This is a genomic window from Sphingobacteriales bacterium, assembly GCA_016706405.1.
GTDB lineage: Bacteria > Bacteroidota > Bacteroidia > Chitinophagales > UBA2359 > BJ6.
This window is the reverse complement of record JADJJT010000002.1, coordinates 760,457-784,279: the sequence shown is the minus strand read 5'-3', so window position 1 is coordinate 784,279 and position 23,823 is coordinate 760,457. Positions and strand designations below refer to the sequence as shown.

15 protein-coding genes and 1 tRNA gene are annotated in these 23,823 nt (G+C 39.5%); 9 read left to right on the top strand and 7 right to left on the bottom strand.

The window, feature by feature from the left end; translation table 11 throughout:
- Positions 1–71 precede the first annotated feature (71 nt).
- The 3 genes from rsmG (at position 72) to IPI59_09400 (ending at position 3,505) form a co-directional block, all read left to right on the top strand.
- Positions 72–701 (top strand): 16S rRNA (guanine(527)-N(7))-methyltransferase RsmG, encoded by a 630-nt coding sequence (gene rsmG / locus IPI59_09410; protein ID MBK7527750.1) that lies wholly within the window; start codon positions 72–74, stop codon positions 699–701.
- A 47-nt stretch (positions 702–748) separates the two neighbouring features.
- A complete protein-coding gene (locus IPI59_09405) occupies positions 749–997 on the top strand; it encodes a GlsB/YeaQ/YmgE family stress response membrane protein (protein ID MBK7527749.1) in 249 nt (82 codons plus the stop codon).
- Between the two features lie 195 nt (positions 998–1,192).
- A complete protein-coding gene (locus IPI59_09400) occupies positions 1,193–3,505 on the top strand; it encodes a hypothetical protein (protein MBK7527748.1) in 2,313 nt (770 codons plus the stop codon).
- A gap of 56 nt (positions 3,506–3,561) precedes the next feature.
- Here the strand turns inward: IPI59_09400 and IPI59_09395 are convergent, their stop codons facing one another.
- Positions 3,562–5,520, bottom strand: coding sequence for a DUF3857 domain-containing protein (locus IPI59_09395; protein ID MBK7527747.1), 1,959 nt, complete (start codon positions 5,518–5,520; stop codon positions 3,562–3,564).
- A gap of 128 nt (positions 5,521–5,648) precedes the next feature.
- Between IPI59_09395 and IPI59_09390 the strand changes: the two genes are divergently transcribed.
- The 4 genes from IPI59_09390 to IPI59_09375 all read left to right on the top strand — a co-directional run bounded on the left by IPI59_09390 (position 5,649) and on the right by IPI59_09375 (position 9,055).
- Positions 5,649–5,724 (top strand) — tRNA-Met (locus tag IPI59_09390).
- A 320-nt stretch (positions 5,725–6,044) separates the two neighbouring features.
- On the top strand, positions 6,045–6,887 hold the full coding sequence (gene era / locus IPI59_09385) for a GTPase Era (protein ID MBK7527746.1): 843 nt from the start codon (positions 6,045–6,047) through the stop codon (positions 6,885–6,887).
- A gap of 54 nt (positions 6,888–6,941) precedes the next feature.
- A complete protein-coding gene (der, locus tag IPI59_09380) occupies positions 6,942–8,273 on the top strand; it encodes a ribosome biogenesis GTPase Der (protein MBK7527745.1) in 1,332 nt (443 codons plus the stop codon).
- Between the two features lie 44 nt (positions 8,274–8,317).
- Positions 8,318–9,055, top strand: coding sequence for a hypothetical protein (locus tag IPI59_09375; protein ID MBK7527744.1), 738 nt, complete (start codon positions 8,318–8,320; stop codon positions 9,053–9,055).
- Between the two features lie 27 nt (positions 9,056–9,082).
- On the opposite strand, the gene IPI59_09370 is transcribed toward IPI59_09375, so the two are convergent.
- Positions 9,083–11,614, bottom strand: coding sequence for an SLBB domain-containing protein (locus tag IPI59_09370; GenBank protein ID MBK7527743.1), 2,532 nt, complete (start codon positions 11,612–11,614; stop codon positions 9,083–9,085).
- Positions 11,615–12,157: 543 nt separating this feature from the next.
- Between IPI59_09370 and IPI59_09365 the strand changes: the two genes are divergently transcribed.
- Entirely contained in the window at positions 12,158–14,830 is a 2,673-nt protein-coding gene (locus tag IPI59_09365) for a hypothetical protein (GenBank protein MBK7527742.1), read from the top strand.
- Between the two features lie 120 nt (positions 14,831–14,950).
- On the opposite strand, the gene rnr is transcribed toward IPI59_09365, so the two are convergent.
- The 5 genes from rnr to IPI59_09340 all read right to left on the bottom strand — a co-directional run bounded on the left by rnr (position 14,951) and on the right by IPI59_09340 (position 22,281).
- Entirely contained in the window at positions 14,951–17,434 is a 2,484-nt protein-coding gene (gene rnr, locus IPI59_09360; GenBank protein ID MBK7527741.1) for a ribonuclease R, read from the bottom strand.
- A gap of 186 nt (positions 17,435–17,620) precedes the next feature.
- On the bottom strand, positions 17,621–17,932 hold the full coding sequence (locus IPI59_09355; GenBank protein ID MBK7527740.1) for a hypothetical protein: 312 nt from the start codon (positions 17,930–17,932) through the stop codon (positions 17,621–17,623).
- 348 nt (positions 17,933–18,280) lie between these two features.
- Positions 18,281–18,619 (bottom strand): DUF2853 family protein, encoded by a 339-nt coding sequence (locus tag IPI59_09350; protein MBK7527739.1) that lies wholly within the window; start codon positions 18,617–18,619, stop codon positions 18,281–18,283.
- Between the two features lie 33 nt (positions 18,620–18,652).
- Positions 18,653–21,517, bottom strand: coding sequence for a DUF1508 domain-containing protein (locus IPI59_09345; protein ID MBK7527738.1), 2,865 nt, complete (start codon positions 21,515–21,517; stop codon positions 18,653–18,655).
- A 326-nt stretch (positions 21,518–21,843) separates the two neighbouring features.
- On the bottom strand, positions 21,844–22,281 hold the full coding sequence (locus IPI59_09340; protein ID MBK7527737.1) for an acyl-CoA thioesterase: 438 nt from the start codon (positions 22,279–22,281) through the stop codon (positions 21,844–21,846).
- Positions 22,282–22,724: 443 nt separating this feature from the next.
- On the opposite strand from IPI59_09340, the gene IPI59_09335 reads away from it, so the two are divergent.
- Positions 22,725–23,771 (top strand): PorP/SprF family type IX secretion system membrane protein, encoded by a 1,047-nt coding sequence (locus IPI59_09335; GenBank protein MBK7527736.1) that lies wholly within the window; start codon positions 22,725–22,727, stop codon positions 23,769–23,771.
- Positions 23,772–23,823 lie beyond the last annotated feature (52 nt).

The following is a 23,823-nucleotide window of genomic DNA, read 5'->3' as shown; positions in this document are numbered from 1 at the left end:
CAAACTTATTTTTTATCCGGATATTACCTTTATTGATAAGTTTTGTTCTAAATTTGTTGAACTATTGAAATATGGAAGTTATACTAAGATATTTTCCGGAGTTAAACCCTACCCAAAGGCAACAGTTTGCCGCACTAATGCCTTTCTATACCGAATGGAACGAGAAAATAAATGTTATATCGCGAAAAGATTTAGAAAATTTATATTTGCATCATGTTTTACATAGTTTAGGATTAGCTAAAATTATAAACTTTGCCCCTTTTACCGAAGTAATAGACGTAGGAACAGGCGGTGGTTTTCCGGGTATTCCTCTGGCAATTTTATTTCCCCAAGCCCGGTTTCATTTGATAGATTCGACTTTAAAAAAAATTAAAATAGTGCAGCAGTTAATTGAAACCTTACAACTTACAAACGTTTTTGCCGAACAACTACGTGCCGAGCAAGCACCCGCCAAACACTACGATTTTGTTGTAGCAAGGGGTGTAACCAATTTGGCGGCCTTATACAGTTGGACGCAAAAATTAACCAATAAACATAGTATCAATAAATTGGCAAATGGACTGCTGGCCTATAAAGGCGGAAATCTTAAACCCGAAATTGAAGAACTACCTTCAAAAACGGTATTTAAAATTTATGACTTACACCATTTTTTTGCCGAAACTTGGTTTGCCGAAAAATATTTAATACATATAAGAACGTAATTAAAAATAAATATAAAATTTAAAAACAACACATAATATTTTAAAATATGGGATTTTTCGCTTCTTTACTCGTGGGCATTTTAGCCGGATGGATTGCAGGCAAACTTATGCGTGGCGGCGGGTTTGGCTTAATAGGCAATTTAGTTGTGGGTATTTTAGGTGCTATAATAGGGCGCTGGTTACTTAATTTATTAGACTTATCAATAGGCAATAGCTTTGTGCCACAGTTGTTTACCTCCGTTATTGGTGCTACTGTGCTGTTATTTTTAGTAAGCTTAATTAAAGGAAGACGTTAGCGATAACCGTTTAACTTAATTTTGCTTTATAAATACTTTATATTTTATCCGGATTAATTATTCCGGATGGCTAAAGCATTAAACCTATTTACACTAAATAGTATTTAATCAGTAAATAAGTAAAATACTACCAACGCCTCATTTATTCGCATAGCTGTCAAGCTCAACCTTAAAACGCAACACTTACACCCAACCATGACAATACCCGAATACATCGCAAAAATCCGGAAATGCCTTACAGAAGAGGTGGACACCTTTGGCGCACTTGACCTTTTAGAAAAAATGGCCAGCGAATATCCTATAGATAATTTGGCCGATTTTGCCTTGCAATGCCGCGTACGCTTAAAACAAGCCAAACAAGACTATAATTTGGGCATTTTAAATTTAGACGACTTTTACAAAGCAAATAACGAGGTTACCTACGCCATTTTAAGCCGACTTACCGATATTGAAACCGAAATAAACACCCAACAACCTACAAAAAGTGGGAATACAGGGCGTATAATTCACAATATTCCGGGCAAAATGCGGCTAAACACCGAAACATTTTGTAGCGTGCGTATAGCCAAAGACGATGCCATTTTACTGCAAAACTTTGAGCGGGAAACTAATATTGAACCCGAAAATATTGAACTATCGAAAATAATGGAGGTGGCACTTATTGACCCCTCTAATAACAACGCTTTTGCCATACGCCGCATTAATCGCAGTGCCGAACAAGCCATTGTTGCCCACGCATTTACCGAGTGGCAATTTGGTATAAAACCACTACAACCGGGCAATCACCGCCTTTTATTAGCTGTTTACATTATCACCAAAATTGATGGCGAAAAAGTATCGCGCGATATTACGGTTAAAAAAGATGTTGAGGTAGTAACAATAAACGATGATAAAAACAGCAACTATAATTTTTACATCGAAAATCCACGCCAAAATTGGGAGGCTACAAATATTGTTGTAAATGATGAGGCCCGTAGAAAGAAATTTTTTGGCTTGTTTGGTTCAACAAGCTTTGCTAAAACCCTAAGTATTTTTTTGGCAGGTGTTATTGGTTTGGTTGGCATTGCCATGGGCACGTTTGCCTTGTTAACCCCTTCGGCAGCTACCAATAAAAAGTTTACAGCAACATTAATTAGCATTCCCGATAATTTTAATATTACCAGCGTGCAATTAAACGGCCTCGTTATTACAAACTGGAACGCTAACCACGATACTACCGAAATAACTATTTATAATCTGGACGCAAAAACTTACAACTTATTAATAGATGGCACCAACGGCAAATGCGAGCAAACAATTGCTATTTCGAACCAAAATGTAACGCTTACAATGCCTTGCCAAGTGCAAAAAATTCCGGATGCCCCACCAATAAACAACAACAATGCCGTAAATATTGCCATCATTACGCCTTTTGCCAACCCAATTTTAACTATTGACGACCAAAACCCACTACTTGTTAGCAAATCGGTGCCAAGCGGGGGCAAATATAAAACCATTTACAAAACTACAAAAGGGCAACATTTACTCGATTTAATTGACGAAGGGCAAGCCAACAGCTATATTTGCGAAATGCAACAGGTAAACGTGCAACATAACAACCAAACTATTACCTTTAATTGCAATAAACTTGAACCTTCCAAACAACCACAAACAGAAACAGAAACAAATACCAACCCAGCTCCCGAACAGAAACCCGAACCCGAACCCGAAACAAAAACCTACGATTTTACCCTTAAACTAAACAACTGCCCCATAGAAGCCAACACTTACACAGTTTATGTAAACAATAATGCAGTTAAAAGTGAGATGATAAACGAAAAAATTATAATTAGAGGGCTAAAGCCTGGTAAAACAAATTTCCGGATAGTGCTAAACAGCAATAACGAAACTATTGGCGCTGCCTCTGACCGCGTAACCGACAACCCAACGCTAAACCAAACAACCGTAAATTGCCAAACGCCATCCAATAATAATCAGAGTAAAATAACGGTTACCATAAGCACCCCAGTTGAAAAAGCTATCATAAAATTTAATGGCCAAGAAATCCAAGCTTACAACCCAAGCAAAACCATTGTAAAACCCGATGCAAAAGGATATTATGCCCGCAAATACCAAATAAGTCCCGGCACCTATAAAGTAGAAGCGATTGACCTAAATAAAAAATGTATAATGGAAACAAAAAAACTAAATACCACAAACGAAACTCAACTACTTTTTAGCTGTATTGGCAGCGGTCTCGATATTGAACCCAACAATGAGGTAAAAGCCTATAATATTAATTTTACCGCCAATGAGTGCGATGGTTATTTTGAAAATGTTCAGGTGTATATGGACAAAAAAAATTCCCCCGAAAAAATAAAAATTTCAAACCAAAGTAATATAACCGTATATAATGTTACAAAAGGCAGCCATGTCTTCAAAATCGTTAAAAATGGGAAATCAATATATCAGGGCATCAATATATACGTAGATGCGAACAACACATCGCTTGATTTGTGTCCAAAATAAATTTTAAACGCTTTATTTTGCATTTAAACAACAAACTCACTCCTCAAGGCTAAAATTTACTTGATTTTTTTAAAAACTATTGCTTCGCTAAACTGGGTTTCTAATTGATTTACCATTTTGTTCCATTGTGCAAACTCTGTGGCAGGCAGTAATAAATAATTGACCCAAAAATGATGGTTAAGTACTAAGTTTTTACCTTCTTGAGCGTAAGTTAGCCGGTACCCAAACTGAGAGTGCTCAAATTGACTGTTAGAGGGCAAAACATCTACTTCGTAGCCATCCGGAATGGGAATAGTAATTTCAAGCACATCTTCAAAAGGGTATTCGTTTTCACGGCCAACTGTGCGAGTGCTATCAAGTTGTGTACCGCCAAACCGCTTCAATAAATGTGGATTTAAATAAATATTATTGCCTGCTCGAACAGTATAATCCGGAATTTTAAAGTTATAATTTATGTGAAGTGGTGCTTCGCGAGGTTTTTCTCCGGAAGTTGAAATAGCTGTAATTTCAAATTTATTACTGGCTTTCTTCAAATAATCATCATAAAAACGGGTATTGCCGTCATATTCGGCTTTTACTTTATTATACTGGGTGTATATTTTTTTATATCCGGTAAAAACAGCCTCGGCCTGCCCCGTAACGGTTCGCCCATCGGCTATTGTTAAAGTAATTTTTTCGTGTTGAATATTATTACTTGCGGCAATAGTAGGTAATTTAACTATTTCAAAATTTTTGGGGCTTAAGCCTATTAAAACTTCTTTACCCTGTATCATCGAGGTTATTTTGCCAAAAGGCTGGTACTCGCCCGTGCCGTCTAAAAAAACATATTCGTTGTTTAATTTTGTAACGGCAATCATGTGGTTGTCAACGTTAGGCGTGGGCATATTTTGGTAGGTATAGGGCAAGTCGCGCGTGCCTACCCAACCCAACCACGCTGGCATATTGGCCAAACGCAGCATGGTGGCAATTAAAATTGACATATCTTTACAGTCGCCAAATTTTTTGTCGTAAACCCCGTTTGGTGGGCGCGGAATAAAACCGCCCAGGCCATCTTCAAAGGCAACATATTTAATATTATTTTGCACCCATTCATAAATAGTTTTGGCCTTTGCCTCGTTGTTACTGTTTTGGGGTAAGTTTTGCAGTAGGTCGGCAACAGTTTTGCGCAGCGATGCCGAGGTGGTCGTATCAACGCTGGCCGCTAAACTATTATACCATTGATACAATTTTTCGGTGCTACCTAAAACCTCGGTAGTTTTGCCCTGCTCGGTAGTAACCTGCTCAATATAAATAATTAAATGCGGAATGTAGTACGACGGGTAAGGCGCATCTTCAAGGCCTTTTATTGCCGGTAAATTTTGAACCTCCCAAGTATAAAGCACGCGGTTATTGGGTAAGTTTTGCGTTTTGTATTTTACCGGATGTTTGGTATTGACAGAATTAAGGCTGTAATTTAATTTGATATTTTGAGGTGCGGTAACAGTAACACGGCTGTTTAATACCGGATATACCCACTGAAAATAAAAACCATCGAGCAAATATGGGTTTGTAAACGCTTTGCTGTACTGCATTTGCGTAACTGCGCCTGCCTGTAATGCCGGAAAATTAAAATGTAATTGTTTATTGTCTGAGTAAAAAATGCTTCCGGATATATTTTGTTTGGTGTCAAACTTTTCGACCGGAATTTTTTTGTATTTCTTTCCGGATGGTATTAAAGTAAATGCTTGGTAATTTATAAGCGTATCAAAGTCAGAAAAATGAATGACCTCAGCACTGCCTGCCCGCACCGCATTGTCGTTTAGGTAGCAGGTATATTCGCGGGTTGTTTGGGTAATTTCCCATTGATTGTCTTTAAAGTCTATAACCCAATCGGTAGATTTTAGCAGTTGTACCGCATCGGTTTGCGGATATTCTTTTTGTAATTGGGCAATATTAGGCGGGTCAAAACCTTGTAATTGGGCAAAAAGAGGCCAGGCAGTTGCAAATAAACAGCAGGCAGTTATTAACTTCAGCATAATTGGGCACTAAATAATGATGGAAGCACTGTTTTTTACTTTTAAAGGATAATTATTAAAAAAATGTTCAAAAAAATGAAATTATTTTTAAAAAATCGGAAAATTAGCCCTACCTTTGTACCACAAATCGCGGGATGGAGCAGTTGGCAGCTCGTTGGGCTCATAACCCAAAGGTCACAGGTTCGAGTCCTGTTCCCGCCACCACCAAAAAAAGCCGGCCTAAATAGGTTGGCTTTTTTATTTTGTTTATCTACATGCTTACAAACAATATAATATAGCTATTCGATACAAGTAAATTGCCTACTAATCCGGAAATAACCCTTAATTTTAATCCGGAAAATATAAATTTTGTACTGTAACTCTTTAACAGCCTTATTTATTGCCCCAATCCCCTACCCTACTATCTTTCAGACTTCAAATAAACCCAGTAGTAATACATCTCGAAATAATAATTAAAAATACAAGTTTTGCCTGATAATACAACAACACCGCATCATAAAGCCGGATTTGTTAATATTGTTGGTATGCCTAATGTGGGTAAATCAACCCTAATGAATTTTTTAGTAGGCGAGCAATTAGCCATTGTAACCAACAAAGCCCAAACAACGCGCCAACGCCTGCTGGGTATTGTAAATGGCCCCGACTTTCAAATTGTTTACTCCGATACGCCCGGCCTTCTTGAACCAAAATATAAAATGCAAGATGCCATGCTGGGTTATATACAAACTGCCTTAGATGATGCCGATATTGTACTGCTTATTGCCGATATTACTAACCAAACCAGTGCCGAAAATTACCAGTCGTTAATACGCAAGGTTAAAGTACCCGTTTTGTTGTTACTAAATAAAATAGACTTACTAACCCCCGAAAAGGTTGAATTGGCTTTGCAGTTTTGGCAGCAAAATGTAAAAGCGCAGCTATATTTACCTGTATCGGCAATAACGGGGCAGGGTTTACAGCAACTTCAAAATCAATTAATAGGTTTATTGCCCGCCTCGCCACCCTATTACGATAAAGACGAACTTACCAACCGCCCTTACCGGTTTTTTGTTGCCGAAATTATTCGCGAAAAAATATTGCTTACCTACGCGCAAGAAATTCCATACTCGGTAGAAGTTGTCATTGAAAAATACACCGAAGAGCCAAATATTGTGCGCATTGAAGCACAAATTTGGTGTAACCGAAAGTCGCAAAAACCAATAATTATTGGGGCGGGTGGTAAAATGTTAAAAAAAGTAGGAACTTTAGCCCGCAAAGACATTGAAGCCTTTATTGGAAGGCAAATTTTTTTAGGCATACAAGTAAAAGTTCGCGAAAATTGGCGCGACGATGAGCTAACACTCAAAAATTTAGGCTATATTAGTTAAACCCTGTAGCCATTATTAACAACATAAAAAATATTTAAATAAATTAAATTATATATGAGTTTTACCGTAGCTATAGTTGGCCGCCCAAATGTTGGCAAATCAACGTTGTTTAACCGCCTGATTGGTAGCCGCGATGCCATTGTGGACGACATAAGCGGCGTAACCCGCGACCGCAAATATGGCGAAAGTTATTGGAACGGAAAAGTATTTAATGTAATTGATACCGGAGGCTTTGTGCCCAACTCGAGCGATATTTTTGAAACAGCCATCCGCGAGCAAGTTGCCATAGCTATGGAAGAAGCCTCGTTAATTGTTTTCGTAACCGATGTTACAACCGGAATAACCGACCTTGACGAGGCAGTAGCCCGCATGTTGCACCGAGCAAAAAAGACGGTTTTATTGGCAGTAAATAAAGTTGATAACCACAACAGGCTTTTAGATGCTCAAGAATTTTATAGCCTAAACTTTGATGAAACCTTTTTTATTGCTTCTATGACTGGTAGCGGTACCGGCGAATTATTAGACGCACTCGTTCAGCATATTCCGGATGAACATACCGAAGAATACGCCTCAACCGAAGATAAAGACAGTTTAGCCAATAAACCGCATTTTGCCATCGTTGGCCAGCCTAATGTGGGCAAATCATCCTTAATAAATGCCCTAATTGGCGAAACCCGAAATATTGTATCAAATATTCCGGGTACTACCCGCGACGCCATAGACACGCATTATAAGTTGTATAACAAAGATTTTGTTTTAATTGATACCGCCGGCATACGAAAAAAGGCAAAAGTTAAAGAAAATTTAGAGTTTTACTCAGTGATGCGGGCAATTACCGCCATTGACCGCGCCGATGTTTGTTTACTGCTAATTGATGCCACATTGGGCATTGAATCGCAAGACCTGAATATTTTTAGATTAGCGCAAAATAAAAAAAAGGGAATTGTGGTGTTAGTTAATAAATGGGATTTGGTTGAAAAAGAAACAAATACTGCCCGCGATTTTGAAGCGCATATTAAATACAAGCTGGCACCGCTTAGCGATGTTCCCGTTATTTTTGTCTCGGCTTTAGAAAAACAACGTATTTTTAAAGCTATCGAAGAAGCCTTAGAGGTTTACGAGCGCCGCAAACAACACATAAGTACGCATCAATTAAACGAATTTTTACGCGAAGTAGTTACTGCCTATCCGCCCCCATCGCATAAAAGCAGGCATATATCAATTAACTATGTAACACAAATAGAAACGCGCTACCCTACCTTTGTATTTTTTAGCAATCATCCGCGCTATATTAAAGATGCCTACCGGGGCTATTTAGAAAACAAGCTGCGCGAAAAATGGAATTTTACAGGTGTGCCAATAACTATATTTTTCAGGGAAAAATAACATATTTTGTAAATAACTTATTTTATATTAAAGATACAACAGCCATGTTTATTCCAACTCGTTTTATACTACTTTTTGCAACCCTTTTTTGTGTGAGCATAGTAATAATTTCCGGATGCCAAAGCAAGACCCAAAAAACGGACAACACCACTGCTACACCCGCGCTAACAGCAATTCCGGAGGGCAAAAATCTATTAACCGAAGAAGGCGACTCCGCTAAAAACAATAATCAAACATCTGCTACGGCGGGTACAAACCAACACGTGGGCAACACTAAATTAGAAATTGCCATTGCCCCAAATGCACAACCAAAAAATGATACCCCACAAAACAGCGTTTTTAACTTTTTAATGTGGTATAAACAGCATGTTAATACCTTAGCTTCAATACCCATTGTAAAAAATATTGGCGCAAACCCACCCAAAAATTATGAAGTAGATATGCAGCAAGCCGGTATTTACCAAGAATCACTTCGAAATTCGGGCTATTTATCCGATAAATATCTAACACTTAGCTGGTTAAAAATTAAACAATTAGAATCTACTTTAAAGCGCGTGCTGCAAACCGAAGGCGTAGTTGAAGACATGGATTATGACTGGATAATGCACTCGCAAGATTTTAGTGATGATTTGAATAAATTACAACCATCTGATTTACAAGTTTCTGACAATACTGCCCAAACGGCAACCGTAAAAATTGTTTTTCCGGTATCGCAACAAACAATTACGTATCAACTTAGCAAAAAGGGAAAGGGCTGGTTAGTTGATAATATTACCCCCTAACCTGTTTTTTAAACCAGTTTTATTTTATTATTTTACTACTTGTTGCACCAGCAGCAGCAAGGTCAGCAAAGTTGTAGCTTTGGTGGCAACACTATCAAAAGCCTGGTTCCAGTTCCGGTCTTTTTTGCGTGCCTCGCGTACTTTTTCGTTCTTTTTATAATCGGTTACATCAACAAAAATTGATGCGCCGTTTTGCACTTTTGGATAGCGTTTAAAAAACAAAAACCGTTTTGTTTTTTCAACGGCCCCATTGGGCTGATGAACATAGGTGCGCGATGGTTTTGCCCAACGGTTAAAGCCGCCGCCGTATTTGTTGATATAAAATTTAGCACGCTTATTTTTTTCGTAAGGGGCACTTACCTGTTTAATCGAGTCAACATCAAAATGGCTAATAGCACCCGATAAGGTTACTACATTTTTCATTTTGGGTATATAAATCGAGTCGCCCATTGTTAAAATATAGTTAAACTTCGATTTTTCGGGCTTAACTATTGCGCGCTCAATATCGAGCAAAACATAACCGGTACTGTCTTCCATGCGGTACAACCGCCCTGCTCCTTTAAAAGCGTAGGGAGTAAGTCCTCCAGCGCGTTCAATAACGCTTAAAATGCGCTCCTCTTTACTGGTTAGCGCATATTCGCCGGGGTAAACCACTTCGCCGTAAATTTTTATAATTTGTTGGGCTTCAAAATCGGGGGCATACCGCACAAAAACATGGTCGTATGGTTTAAGTTCAAAGTCTTGATCTTCGCTGTTTACGCTAAGGTCGTTATCAACGGCGGCGCGTTTAATTACAATGCGTTCTTTGCCTGTTTTGCCTGTTTCGCGGTCGGTAAACGAAATAAGGCGCGACACTTCAATCCGGGTATTGGCTGCTTCTTTTTTCATACCACCCGACAAATAAAATAAATCGTTTAAAGTAAGGCCATCGGCATAACTGTATTCTCCGGGCATCCTTACCGCGCCAAAAATTTTAACCATAAAGTCTTGTCTGAAATCTTTTCGCGACAGAACCTGCAAGGTATCTAAGTTTTGCAGCACAATATTTTGTTTAGATTCCGGATTTTTTAAAATTTCTTCTAAATTAAACGGAATAAGGCGTTTAGACATATCTTTATTTAGCCGGATAACGTAGGCGCGGCCAAGGTCGGCATGTTCTAATACCCCCTCAACCTTATTCATCACATCCGAAATTTTATTGCCTTCGGTGTATTCATATTTGCCCGGCACCGATACAGCACCTATTACTTCTACAAAATTGCGAGGTTCAAGTGGCAAGCGGTGTATCATAATGCTATCGCCATGCAACAACGGAAAATCGGCATTAAAAAGTTTAAGGCTATCTAAATTAATATCAATCAGTTGGGCATGGTAGTTTTGGTAACGTTTAATGGTAATTGTTTTGGCAAAGGCATCGGCTTCAAGACCTCCGGCAAAATCAATAGCCCTTATCAGCCCTTCGCCCTGTTTCAGTTCGTAGTTAAACGGGCGGCGAACTCTTCCGGCTAAGGTTACAACAGGCCCCATGGACGGAATTACAATATAATCATTGTCTTCCAAATAAAAATCTTGTTTGCTGTTGGGGTTACTGAGATACTCGTAAACATCTAAATTTTTAATAGTTTGCCCGTTTCTTTTGATGTAAATATTTCGAACAGAACCAAACTGGTTAGGCCCGTCAATGGTAACTAAAGCGTTAAATGCAGTGGTTAAGGCCGGAAAACGATAGGTGCCGGGATTTAGCAACTCGCCTACAAAATTGGCGGTTACTACGCGCTGGTAACTAACACTAATTTCGATTTTCGATTTTTTAAGGTCGTAAGTTTTGGCATATTTTTCTTTCAGCAGTTCGCGGGCTTGCTGTAGGGTTAAGCCGCGCAGATACACGCGCCCCACCAAATCGGGACTAATGCCGCCTTGTTTATCAACTGTAAAGATGCGGTTATAGTCAATATTGCCCCACATGGTAATATTTAACTCGTCTCCGACACTTAGCATGTAATCATCCGGAGGGCGCATTTCTAACCGGGGGTCGTCAGTTAACATCATTTTCAGCGTACTGCGCCTAAAAAAATCATGACCATGTACTTTTGGTTCGGGCAGGGCAAGGGCCTTGGTTATTAGGTCGCGCTTTTGAATTTGAATAAGCGTTTGTAAATCTTTTACACTTAAACTATCTATTTTTTTAGGTGGGGTTGATTTTTCAAAAGCCAGGCGTTTTTTTTCCTCTTCTTGCGTGGTGAGGCTGTCGCTAAAAGCATTTAGCAGCATTAGGTCGCGGATAAGGTCTTCTGATGCGCCTAATTTCCGGAGCTCTTCGGGCGTAACACTTATTTTTTGTTTTATTGAGTCTTCGGGGGTTGGTTCTGTTTGGAGGGGGTCTTTCTCTTTTACATATTTATTAAATTCGTACCTGTTAAATTTCATGGGGTCGGTTTGGCCGGTGGTGGCGGTACGGTCGGGTAGCGGTTTTGTATTATAAAGTTGCGCCCAAGCAGGCAGCACGTTAAAAGAGCCAATAATTAAAATTAGTAGAAAGCAATATTTAATAAAACGCATTATTAATTACTGTTGGTAAAAGAAAAAGGTAAATTGGTTTCAAACAAAAATTGAGCCGGGAAATTTTATAAATCGTTGGGTGCGCTTTAAAAATATTAATAATTAGTTTTTTATCTTATAAAACAACCACTTAAGTAGGAAAGACGTTATTTACAAAGATTTTGTTGTATGGTTATGTTTATTTTAGCGTTTTTTTTTTAAGATATTGCCAAGCAAAACAGCCCCATTTAAACAAAGTTTAAAAAACAAAGCACAAAAATAGGCTAAAACTATATAGGTTTCACTTAGTTGCACCGTTTTGCCCATGTTTGTCCTGCTTTCAATTTGATTTTTATGCTACTTAGAGTTAAACTCTATTGATTTTCGCACAACAACTTTAAGTACCCAAGTTTTTTATCCGGATTAAAAATTTGACAACTGACATGGCTCCTTACAACTAAATACAATTCTTCAGTTTAAAAAATACACAACAACTCAGTTTTACTTTTATTGGCTACTACATAATAGCTACAACAGTAGAACTACAAACACCCAGTTTTATTTATGAAACATAAACTGCTACTACTTTTTTTTATCCTCACGTTTCTAACGCAAACTACACAAGCCCAACTTTCGGTAAATGCAACGCACCCTCGCCTATTTTTAGATACTGATACCAAAAATAAATTGCTCGACAAAAAAACAGCCAACGACCCCGATTGGTTAGCTTTAAAAACCGAAGCCGACAATTATGCCACTTTACCGGTAAGCACCTGGAACCCCACTACGGCAACCCAATGGCTTACAGGGACAATTTTTTACTCGTATTGCGGCTCAAGTTGGGAAGATGCCGCCCTGTCGTTGGGCATGGCACACCAAATTACCAAAGGTAATACTTCCGGAAGTTTTGCCACCACTTACTCAAACAAACTTCTGCAATTAGCCGATACCATTATTGCGGCCTATAACGCTTATCCTCCGTGTAGTGGCTGCGCTAATATGTTTTTATGGAACTCATCGTACGGCAACCGGCATGTGGGCATGGTAGTGGCCATTATTTACGATTGGTGTTATGACGAATTAGGTACGACCCGCAAAAACAGTTTGTTAAACTTAATGAATAACTGGTTTAACTATATGCGAACGCCATTTAACACCTACCAAAACCAGAATAACAGTACAGGTAATTATTTTTTTGGCAATATTACTTGCGCTGCTTTTATGGGCTATGCTACCATGTACGATAGCGCCGATGCCCAAGAAATGATTGATTATGCCCGCCAACGCATTTTAGGCACGCAAAGTGGCTCGCTAAATGCCAGCGACCTAAGCACAGATTGGCTAAAGCAAACTTATACCGGCGGATTAGAAACCGCTTGTAGTGCTTCGTATTTAGGGCCTGCCAATTATACAACCGCACCCCAGCAATCGGGCTATCCGGTACAGGGTTGGGCTTATGGCGGCACTACCTACAAACGCCTCATTGATTATTGTTCTATTGTGAAATCTGCCACCGGCGAGGCTATTGCCGACTCGATGCTTACCTATTTAACTAACGGATTTACCAGTTTTACCCACGCCATTACGCCTAACCGTTTTCAGGTGGATAATAGCACAGATTGGGGCTCGTTTTTGGGTAGTTTATTGGGCTATGCACAGCCTTTGCGTTTTGCTGCCATATTAGCTGGCAGCGATGCCGGCCCAAATGCCCAATATTTTTACGAAGAATGGGTAGAACCCGTCACACTGTCGGCTGCATGGAACCACGGATACGTATCGGCAAAATGGGAATCATTTTTATACCGAGATGCAAACCGCCCCAGCGAAGCATTTGATTTTAAGCCATTTTACCCAAATCCGGAGGAAAAAATGCCCGTTGGAGTGCAGATAAATAAAGATTTTCCGCGCTATTATTTCCGGAATAATTGGTCGAAACAGTCTATTTGGGCGGTAGCAAATATGGGTTGCTCGTGGCACGATGACCACCAACACCACAGCGCAGGGCATTTTCAAATTGTATGCGGCGATGCCAACGATGGAGACGACTATTTGTTAGTGGGTGCTAACGAAGTGGGAAGCGGAGGCGCATTTGGCCAAAACGGCGTAGAAGGAGGGAATAGCTACCACGATGCATCATCGCACTCAAATACTTTGTTTATTAACGATTTTCAAACGTATTTAACGCAAAGTACAAATGGCACAAATATGGGTGGGCAGTCGTATTATGGCTATGACGAACCAACAGCGCAAGAACAAACCGATAGTTTTTCGTATTTCAGAGCCGATTTAGTATCGGCATATCATCGCAAAGGCGAGCTGGCCGATACGGTTAACCGCAGTTTACGTTCATTTTTCCGGAATTTATTATACTTGCGCAACCCCAATTTATTTGTGGTTTATGACCAGTTTTTAGCCCGCAACAGCAACAGTCCAATGGGGCAGTTTCCCAAACATTTGCGCTGGCATTTTATGGAAGAGCCGACCCAAAATGGCAAAAGTATAACGGCATTAATGGATAACTCAAAAATACATGTTCATACCGTGATGCCCAGCAATATTTCCATAAATTTTGTCAATGAAAGCAATAATCCGGATAATATTTGGGGACCGGGGCTAAATTATGGCTTTAATACTTTCACTTGGCGCGCCGAGGTTAGCCAGGTTGGCAATCCGTTGGCGCAAACTTTTTTAACGGTATTACAACCTGGGGGGCAGGCAAATCCCGAAATGACAACATTGGCCATTACCACCAACGAAAACAATATGGACGGCACTTTAATTACGACCGAAGGCAGGCAAGACATCGTATTTTTTAACAATAAGTGGAAAAAATATCCAAGTCCTGTTACGCAATGCAGCTACTCTTTTGCCGGAGGCTGCGAGGCACGGCATACTTTGGTTGGCGTAAAACCCAACACTTTATATTATGTTGCCTACGATGGTGAAACTATTACCGTTACCGAAAGCGTATCGCAAGGGCAATTTGTAAGCAGCGAGGCTGGAGTTTTGCGCTTTGGTGTATTTGTCCCACCGTTGCATGGCAATACCGAAGTATGCAACTATTCGCCTGCCGAAACTTACTCGGTTATCGCAACCCCTGGCAGCATTTATAACTGGAAAATTACCGGCGCACATACCGTAGTAGCCGGTTGTGGCTTAACTGATAATACATGTACCATTAGCTGGACTGAAGGCGGCAGCACTGGCAGCGTTGGGGTAACACAAACAATCGAGTAAGTTTTAATTGTACTAAGTGGTTCGCTAAAATTAGTTTATACTACTATTTGTGGTAAATGCTTAATAAGGAACCACTCATTACATTATTCATTGATAATTATTAATTGTCAATTACTTATGCTATTTATTTTGCCTTGGTTTTTTACGTGTTTTGGTAGTGGTGGTTTTTGTTGTCTTTTTTTTAGGGGCGGCAACCTGCAAACTACCTAAATCAGTGGTTTTGCTTTTGACATGGTTTGTTGTTGCCGACTCAGTTACATTAGCTTTGGGTTTATCTATAATAGCTAAATCAATGGTACGTGTGGGCAAGTCGGTTCTAATTACTTTTACCCATACTTTATCGCCCAGTCGGTACACTTTTTTATTCATCCGGCCTATATAAGCATAGTTGGCTTCGTCATAAACATAAACATCGTCGTAAAGCATATCAGTTGATACTAAGCCTTCGCATTTATTGTCGCTCATTTCAACAAACAAGCCAAAACGCACTACCCCCGAAATTACACCCTCAAAATTTTGCCCTATGCGTTCGCTCATGTATTCAACTTGTTTGTGTTTTATGCTGGTGCGTTCGGCAACCAAGGCATTGCGTTCCATTTGCGAGCAGTGCAAACATTGTTTTTCAACGGCTTTTTCGTCAAAATTTATATTAGGTTTGTCGTTATCTAATAATTCGCTTAAAATACGGTGAATCATTACATCGGGGTAGCGGCGTATGGGCGAGGTAAAGTGGGTATAATCTTCAAACGCTAAACCGTAATGCCCTATATTTTTGGTGCTATAAGCCGCTTTTGCCATTGACCTAATAGCCAAGCTCTCGAGCATGGGTTGTTCGGGTTTGCCTTGTATTTGTTGCAACAAACTATTGAGCGAGTGGGCAATTTGTTTTGGCGAGTCGAAATGCAGTTTATACCCTAAAGAAGCGGCAAGTCGTCTGAAGTCTGTTAATTTATCAATATCCGGAGCATCGTGAATGCGATTTGGCGAAGGTATTTTTTTTCCGGATATTGTAGTGTGGTTTATAAAACGGGCTACTCGTCTGTTGGCCAGCAGCATAAAATCCTCAATTAAACGATTACTGTCAAGCATAATCTTTGCTTTTACGTCTATAGGTTTGCCGGCTTCGTCTAAAACAAACTGTACTTCGGTTGTATTGAAGTTAATACTGCCTTGGGCAGCGCGTTGCGCTCGCAGTTGAAGGGCTAATTGCTGTAAAATGGCTATCTCCTTAGCCATATCGCCTTTTTGGGTGTCAATAACTTCTTGGGCTTCTTCGTAAGTAAACCTGCGTTGCGAGTGTATAATAGTCCGGCCAAACCACTCGTTAATAATATGCCCCTCGTTATTCATTTCAAAGATAGCCGAGAAACACAGCTTGTCTTCATTAGGCCGCAACGAGCAAACTTCATTCGACAATTTTTCGGGAAACATAGGCAAAACCCTATCTACTAAATACACCGATGTTGCGCGTTTAAAAGCCTCGCGGTCAAGCGCGCCTTGCGGGGCAACGTAGTGGGTAACATCAGCTATATGTATGCCTACTTCGTAGTGACCGTTATTTAAAACCTGCAAGCTGAGGGCATCGTCAAAATCTTTAGCATTAAGGGGGTCAATGGTAAAAGTTGGCGTTTTGCGCATATCGCGGCGGCGGGCAATTTCGGCTTCCGGAATTTTGGTTTGCAATTTGGTGGCTTGTGCAATTACTGCCGGTGGAAATTGCAGCGGAAAGCCCGAATCGGTCAAAATAGCTAGCATTTCGGCTTCATTAAATCCGGGTTTACCCAATACTTTTGTTACCCGACCAATGGGGTTTTTCTGTTCTTTAGGCCAATCTATTAAGGTAACAGCCACTTTGTCGCCATCTTTAGCCTTGCCAATGGCATCTAAGGGTATAACCAAATCAATAGCATTAGCTTTGTCGGCTAATAAAATGGCGCGGTGGTTTGTTATTTTAATAATCCCCGAAAACTGCGTTTTGAAACGCTCTATTACGTTTATAACTTCGGCTTCTAATCTTGTTCTTCCGCCTCGACTGCGGCGCTGGTTGGTAAAAACTCTTGCCCGCACTCGGTCGCCGTTAAGTGCCCGGTTAAGCCTTGCACCGGCAATATAGGGGTCGGTTTGTAAACCCTCAACAATTAAATACGCGCCTCCGCTGCTAACCATATCTATTACACCTTCGACAAATTTTGAAGAGGGCTGTGCTGCGGGTGGATTGTCTTGGTAATTGTGTTGATTTTTATTTTTATGCCGATTTTTACCTCGGTCATTCTTGGCATTTTTATCCGGATATTGCCTGCGGTCAGATGAATAGTTTTCAGTTCCGGAAAAATCGCTTTGTTCTTCAATTTTATTAGTGGTAACTATCGAGGGTTCGAGGGCTTTAAGGCTGGTAAATTTGTTTTTTGATTTGTTAATTAAGCCTTTTTCGAACAATAGGTTGGTGGTAATAATAATTTCGTCTTGGTTATATAGTTTACGCCCCAATTGATGATGAATATGCTTATAAGTTAGTTGTGCTGTTGGGTCGTTAAACAGTTTCAATATTTTTTTATCGAGTGGTACGACTTTGGTGGGTGTGTTTGATTGTGTTTTTTTTGTCAAAATAAAAGATAATGATTGTTAATTCATTCAATAAAAGTTAAGAAAATGGTTGTTTTGGGCTTTAGTTTGGTTTTGGTTGATTTGTTTGTTTTAGTCTATGTTTTATATCCGGAAAAACTCAAAATCGATTAAATCCTACCGAATAACGCAATTTTCCGGATTAAAAGTTCCCATTTCTTAGTTAGGTTAAGCGTTCAGACTAATATCGGGTTGCCAGGTTATGGCAATTATTTGCCCTTTTCTGTATTGTACAGTAGCATTTAGTGTGGTGGTAGTGTTGCCGCCATTTGATTTATTATTACTTGCTTCAATAGTATATAAACGTTGGATCAAATCTTTGTCGGCAGTGGCGTATCCGGTAAAATTTGCCTGTTTAAAAGTATAACCATAATATTTAAGTTGAGTTTCAAAATGGGCTCTTTCCTCCGAGAAACCAGCATCATTGCGGCCAAAACGCCAAAATACGTAATAAATTACGGCACTTAAAATTATTAACATCACCCAAAAGAAAGGGTCTGAAAAAATATCACCATATCGTTGAAATATATTCTTTCGTGGCTGCTGCAGTAGTAAAATTATTAAATTCAATATCATTAGAAGGGGCTTAAATTAAAAGTGTAATTCACTCGGTTAAAGCGCAAAGATACGGCAATAATTGGGCGTATAATAACTACCTCTGTTCATAAGGTCTTATTAATAACTTAAACAGTAAAGGATATATTTTGTTTTTGCCTAATTACAAATTAAAATAAAATAGCCTTGCCCAACTAAATAAATATTAATTGAACAAGGCTGTTCTATTAGTAAGTAAAGCTACAATAACAAATAGATTAAAAGAACCATTTATTAGGCATAAACCGACTCTTTTTTAAACTTTTGTACAAGCAAGGCATATACAATAGCGCGGTGTTTTTGGCGGTTGCCAGCACCCATAGCTGCCACAGCTTCTTTAATGCCTTTATCGAGGTCGGGGCTATCGGTTAAACCCAATTTTTTAATTAAAAAATTGTTTTTAATGCGGGTAAGTTCTTCGGCATCTGTACCCGATACTAATGAAGCATCGCCAAGGTATATAGATGGGCCAAGACCTTTGGCAACTTTGGTTAATAAATCATCGCTAATTTTTAGGCCAAGCTCCTTAACAGCAGCTTTATAAATAGCCATTTTTTCATCGAATTTACTCATTGGTGTAAATGTTAAAATTTGGTTAATAAAAATTTATTTTTTTAAATTATTAGGAATATCTGGGACTATCGATTGGCAAACATCCTTACCTTTTGCATCTTTGATGTATAGTTCAACCCGGCGGTTAAATTTACGTCCCGAGTCGTCATCGGTATTTTCGGCAATTGGTTTATCTTTGCTAAACGAACTGGTTTTAATATTACCAGTTTTAACACCTGCCTCAAGCAAAACATTTTTAGCCGCCTTTGCCCGGTTTTTCGAAAGGTTTTTGTTGTAGTCATCCGAGCCGCGTGCGTCTGTAAAGGCGCGCAACTCGGCTATATAAGTTGGATTTTTCTTTAAAATAGCTGCCATTTTTTGCAATTCTTGCTTGGCATCTGTTTTAATATCGAATTTGTCATAATCAAATAAAATCCAATGTAAATCGCAATTTGGGGTAACGGCTGCCGGTGTTTCGGCCTGTTTTGTATCGTTGGTGCTTGCCGCAGCGGCGGCATTGCTTGCGGTTTCGGCAGACTTTTGGTTAGCAGTATCGGCTGCCGCAATATTGGTGCTCGTGGCAGTAGTGGCAGGTGGTGGTGGCGTGGTTGTTGTTGCTGTTGTTGTATTAGTAGGTTTTGTTGCTACGGCTGCGGTTTTATCGCCTTGGCACGAGCGCCATAAAAAGAATAAACCCAACAACAATGGCAATAATAAAAGTAACCATTTCCAGTTAAACCCACTTGCGGTGGCGGTGGCTGCAGCAGTAGCCGTTTCTCCGGTGGCAATGGGTGCAAACGGAGCGGCTGGAGGTGGCACCACAGGAGCAACGGGAGTTATGACGGGTGGCGGCGGCGTTATTGCCGGGGCTACTACAACCGGCAGTATTGCGGCAGCTACCATCTCCGGACAGGTGCGCGCAACTTCGCGGCCTGTTTTATCTTTTAAAACTTTAATAGTGTGGCCATTTTCTTCTATTGTTGTGTACATTGTTTTATCGTTCATATAACGCAGTACACCACTAAGTTCGCGGTCGCGGTCTTTGGCAGTTTTAAAACCTTCGCTTCGCAGCCTTACGCTCCCTTCTTTGTTATATATGGCAAAATAATATTGACCGTTTTTGTGTTTAAACAAGGCAGCATTATTGCGTTTGTCGCTAATAGGTTTATTTTTATACTCGCTGCACGGCAAATAGTCGTCTTCAACATCTTTCTTTTTGGGTATGACAGGTATTACCGGAGGTGCAGCGATTGCAACAGGCTCAGGTTCGGGTTCAGGAATTACAACCGGAGGAATTATTTCAGCTATAGGTTCGGGTTCGGGGATTACAACCGGAAGAATTATTGCCTCAATAGGTTCAGGTTCAGGTAAAATATCCGGAATAATGGGTAATAAAGGCAAAATTGCCCAAGCTATCGCTTCTGTTTTATGAGGGCACGAGCGGCCAATTTCTTGGTGGTTTCCGGCTTTTAATACCAAATAATATAGGTTGCGTTTTTCTTCAATTTTAAAGCGTTCTCGTATTTCGCGATTTTTCCGCACCGACTCAAGTCCGTTATTGCGGGCGGCAGTGGTTGGGTAGCCTTCGCTGCGCAGAATAATTGTTTTAGTATCCGGATTTATCCAAGCAAAATAGTATTTTTGGGTATCTTCTTCGTAGAAACTAATAAAATCGTCATATTCCGGATGTTTTTCGTTTATAAATGATTCGTAAACACTGCAAACCATGTAATCATCATCTAAACGGTCGGGTTTTGCTTCGGGTTTGTCTAACAGTGCCCACGCGGCAGCTTCTGTTTTATGAGGGCACGAGCGGCCAATTTCTTGGTGGTTTCCGGCTTTTAATACCAAATAATATAGGTTGCGTTTTTCTTCAATTTTAAAGCGTTCTCGTATTTCGCGATTTTTCCGCACCGACTCAAGTCCGTTATTGCGAGCGGCAGTGGTTGGGTAGCCTTCGCTGCGTAGAATAATTGTTTTAGTATCCGGATTTATCCAAGCAAAATAGTATTTTTGGGTATCTTCTTCGTAGAAACTAATAAAATCGTCATATTCCGGATGTTTTTCGTTTATAAATGATTCGTAAACACTGCAAACCATGTAATCATCATCTAAACGGTCGGGTTTTGCTTCGGGTTTGTCTAACAGTGCCCATGCGGCAGCTTCTGTTTTTTGAGGGCACGAGCGGCCAATTTCTTGGTGGTTTCCGGCTTTCAGTACCAAATAATATAGGTTGCGTTTTTCTTCAATTTTAAAGCGTTCGCGTATTTCGCGGTTTTTCCGAACCGATTCAAGTCCGTTATTGCGAGCGGCAGTGGTTGGGTAGCCCTCGCTGCGCAATATTATCGTTTTAGTATCCGGATTTATCCAAGCAAAATAGTATTTTTGGGTATCTTCTTCGTAGAAACTAATAAAATCGTCATATTCCGGATGTTTTTCGTTTATAAATGATTCGTAAACACTGCAAACCATGTAATCATCATCTAAACGGTCGGTATCCTCATTATTATTTTGGTTATTAGCAGTTGCTAAGGCGGCTAATCTACGCTGTTCGGCAGCTTTGGCACGTTCGGAAGGCAAAAATGCTTTTGCGGCCTCTTCGGAGGCTACGGGGCATGATTGGGCAATTTCCTGGTGGTTTCCGGCCTTTAACGACAAAACCCACGTTCGATCAGCAAGTTGGATGGTAGCGTAGCGTTCTTCTAAAGGCAGGTTTTTAATAACCGAATTAATACCATTTTCGCGGCCTGCTTCGGTGGTATAACCCTCGCTGCGCAGCACAACGGCATCGTTTTCAATAAAGGAAAAATACCATTGCCCTTCGTGTTCAAAACGGTAAAAACCATTTTGGTCTATGGTATTACCAAGGTAAGCAGAACAGGGCAAATAATTGTCATTAATAGGTAGCAAATTATCCATAAAACAAGGTTTGTATTTGTATCTAAAAAAAAATGTAAGTTAGAAGGTAATTAGTTGAAATTGAATTAAAAACAGTATGGAACTGTTAAAAATTAATTAGATAAAACTAACTCAGAGTTTACAACTTATATAATAATCAAATAACGTAACGTTAGGAACAAAATACTTGTTTCAACAACAAAGGTAATTAAACACTAATAAAATTTCTTATTTTTTTTATAAACTTTGGTTTGTTTTGAAATTCAACGGATTTTAAGACGCAAGATTAATAATTTGTAACAGTTATAAAGTTGCATTACAAAATAATTTTGTCGCCTCGTCGGTTATTAACGCAGCAATCGGCCTTCAAATGTTTCGAGGGCATCTATAAAAGATGGTGTTAGTTGTACTTTTTCCTTTAACATATAATCATAAATCACCACTACAGCCTCGCCGGTTGCTACTAATCCCAACTTATCGGAAATAATAATATGCTGCATTGTAAAACTGGTATGGCCTAAATTCATTATCCGTACACCTACATTTATGGTATCCGGATAGATTAAAGGTTGAATAAATTTGCACGATGTATGTGCTAAAATGGGGCCTATATTTGGGTTGTTGGCTGTTAGAACCTTAAATAAAGCCGCATCTGTAAAATATTTCATCCGGGCAGTTTCAAAATATCTAAAATAAACTGCATTGTTTACATGTCCTAAGGCATCCATTTCGCCCCAGGCAATTTCGTAGCGGACAATGGCTTTAAAATCTGTTAAACTTGCCATAAAATATAGCTGTAATTTATTAATAAAATCAAAATTTGGTCGTCAAAATGCTATTTTGTATAAAAAGCAAGCGCGAATATAAGTTAGTATTCGTTTTAAGTGTACTTTAGCATAGAAAAACAAAAAAAAGGTTCTAAAACTTAATACAACTGTAATATTAATGCTACCTTGCTGCCAAATTTGCAATATTTTGTTTTTTTTCTCAAAGTTAAGGCAACTATAAAAGCTGTTTATAGCGTTTCTTAAAAAAAGTTAAACCGTCCTACCTTGTAAACACACTAAAATTGCAATATCTTCGTTAATAAAATCAATATTAGATTGCCACAATAATAAAATTTACTATTTTTGCCTTTCCAAAATGTATTTACAAATTATATGGTAATAAATTAAAACAATTTTCAAGTCAATAATAAACAAATAATTATTTTAAATTAATACAACTTATGCGCACCATTTTTACACGTTTAGCTGCTGTTGCTATACTATTGCTGGCTATGGAACTTAGTCATGCGCAAGACATTCACTTTTCGCAATTTTACGCTTCGCCACTAACCTTAAATCCGGCCATGACGGGCAATATAGCAGGTGGTTACCGGGCTGCTGTGAACTACCGCAACCAATGGTCATCTATTCCTGCACCTTACTCTACTATTGCTGGTTCGTTTGACATATCTGTATTGCAATGCCAATTAGGTATTGACCACGTGGGTTTGGGTTTGGCCTTTTATAACGACCGCGCTGGTGATGGCAACCTTAACGAACTAACTGGCCTTTTCTCGGTAGCTTACCACAAAGGTTTTGACCCCGAAAAACGCTACGTTTTAGCTTTAGGTGGGCAAGCTGGTTTTACACAAAAAAGCGTTGACTTTAACAAATTGATTTTTGGCAACCAAATTAACGACGAATTTCAAGCCGACCCTACTTTGCCTAATGGCGAGCCTATAGCAAACACCAGTTTTAGCTATTTAGACTTTAGAGGTGGTGGCTTGTTTACTGCTGCTGTTAACGACCAGGTTAATTTTTACCTAGGCGGTGCCTATAACCACTTTACAAAACCTACCGAACAATTTTTAGATAATAACGGTACTGTACCTGTTAATAAACTTGACCCACGCTTGGTTGTGCATGGTGGCGGCTCGTTCTTTTTAAACGAACAGTTTAGCATTTCGCCCAGCATATTATTTATGCAACAAACCGGAAGCCAAGAAATTAACGCCGGCGCTGCCTTGGGCTACCATTTTGGCGGCGACCGCTACTCGGGACCTGGCGCAGGTGTATATTTGGGCGGCTGGTACCGCGTTCAGGATGCCGTTATCTTAGTTGTAGGTGCTGACTACCAAAATTTCCGTCTTGGCCTATCCTACGATATTAACGTTTCTGACCTTAAAGTAGCATCATCAAGTCAGGGTGGTTTTGAGTTAGCATTAAATTATGTTGGACGTTTGCCCGAATGTCAAAAGAAAATGAAACTATACTGTCCTCGTTTCTAAAAAATTATAGACCAAGTACATCTTTTATATCCGGAAAATTGACTGCAACATA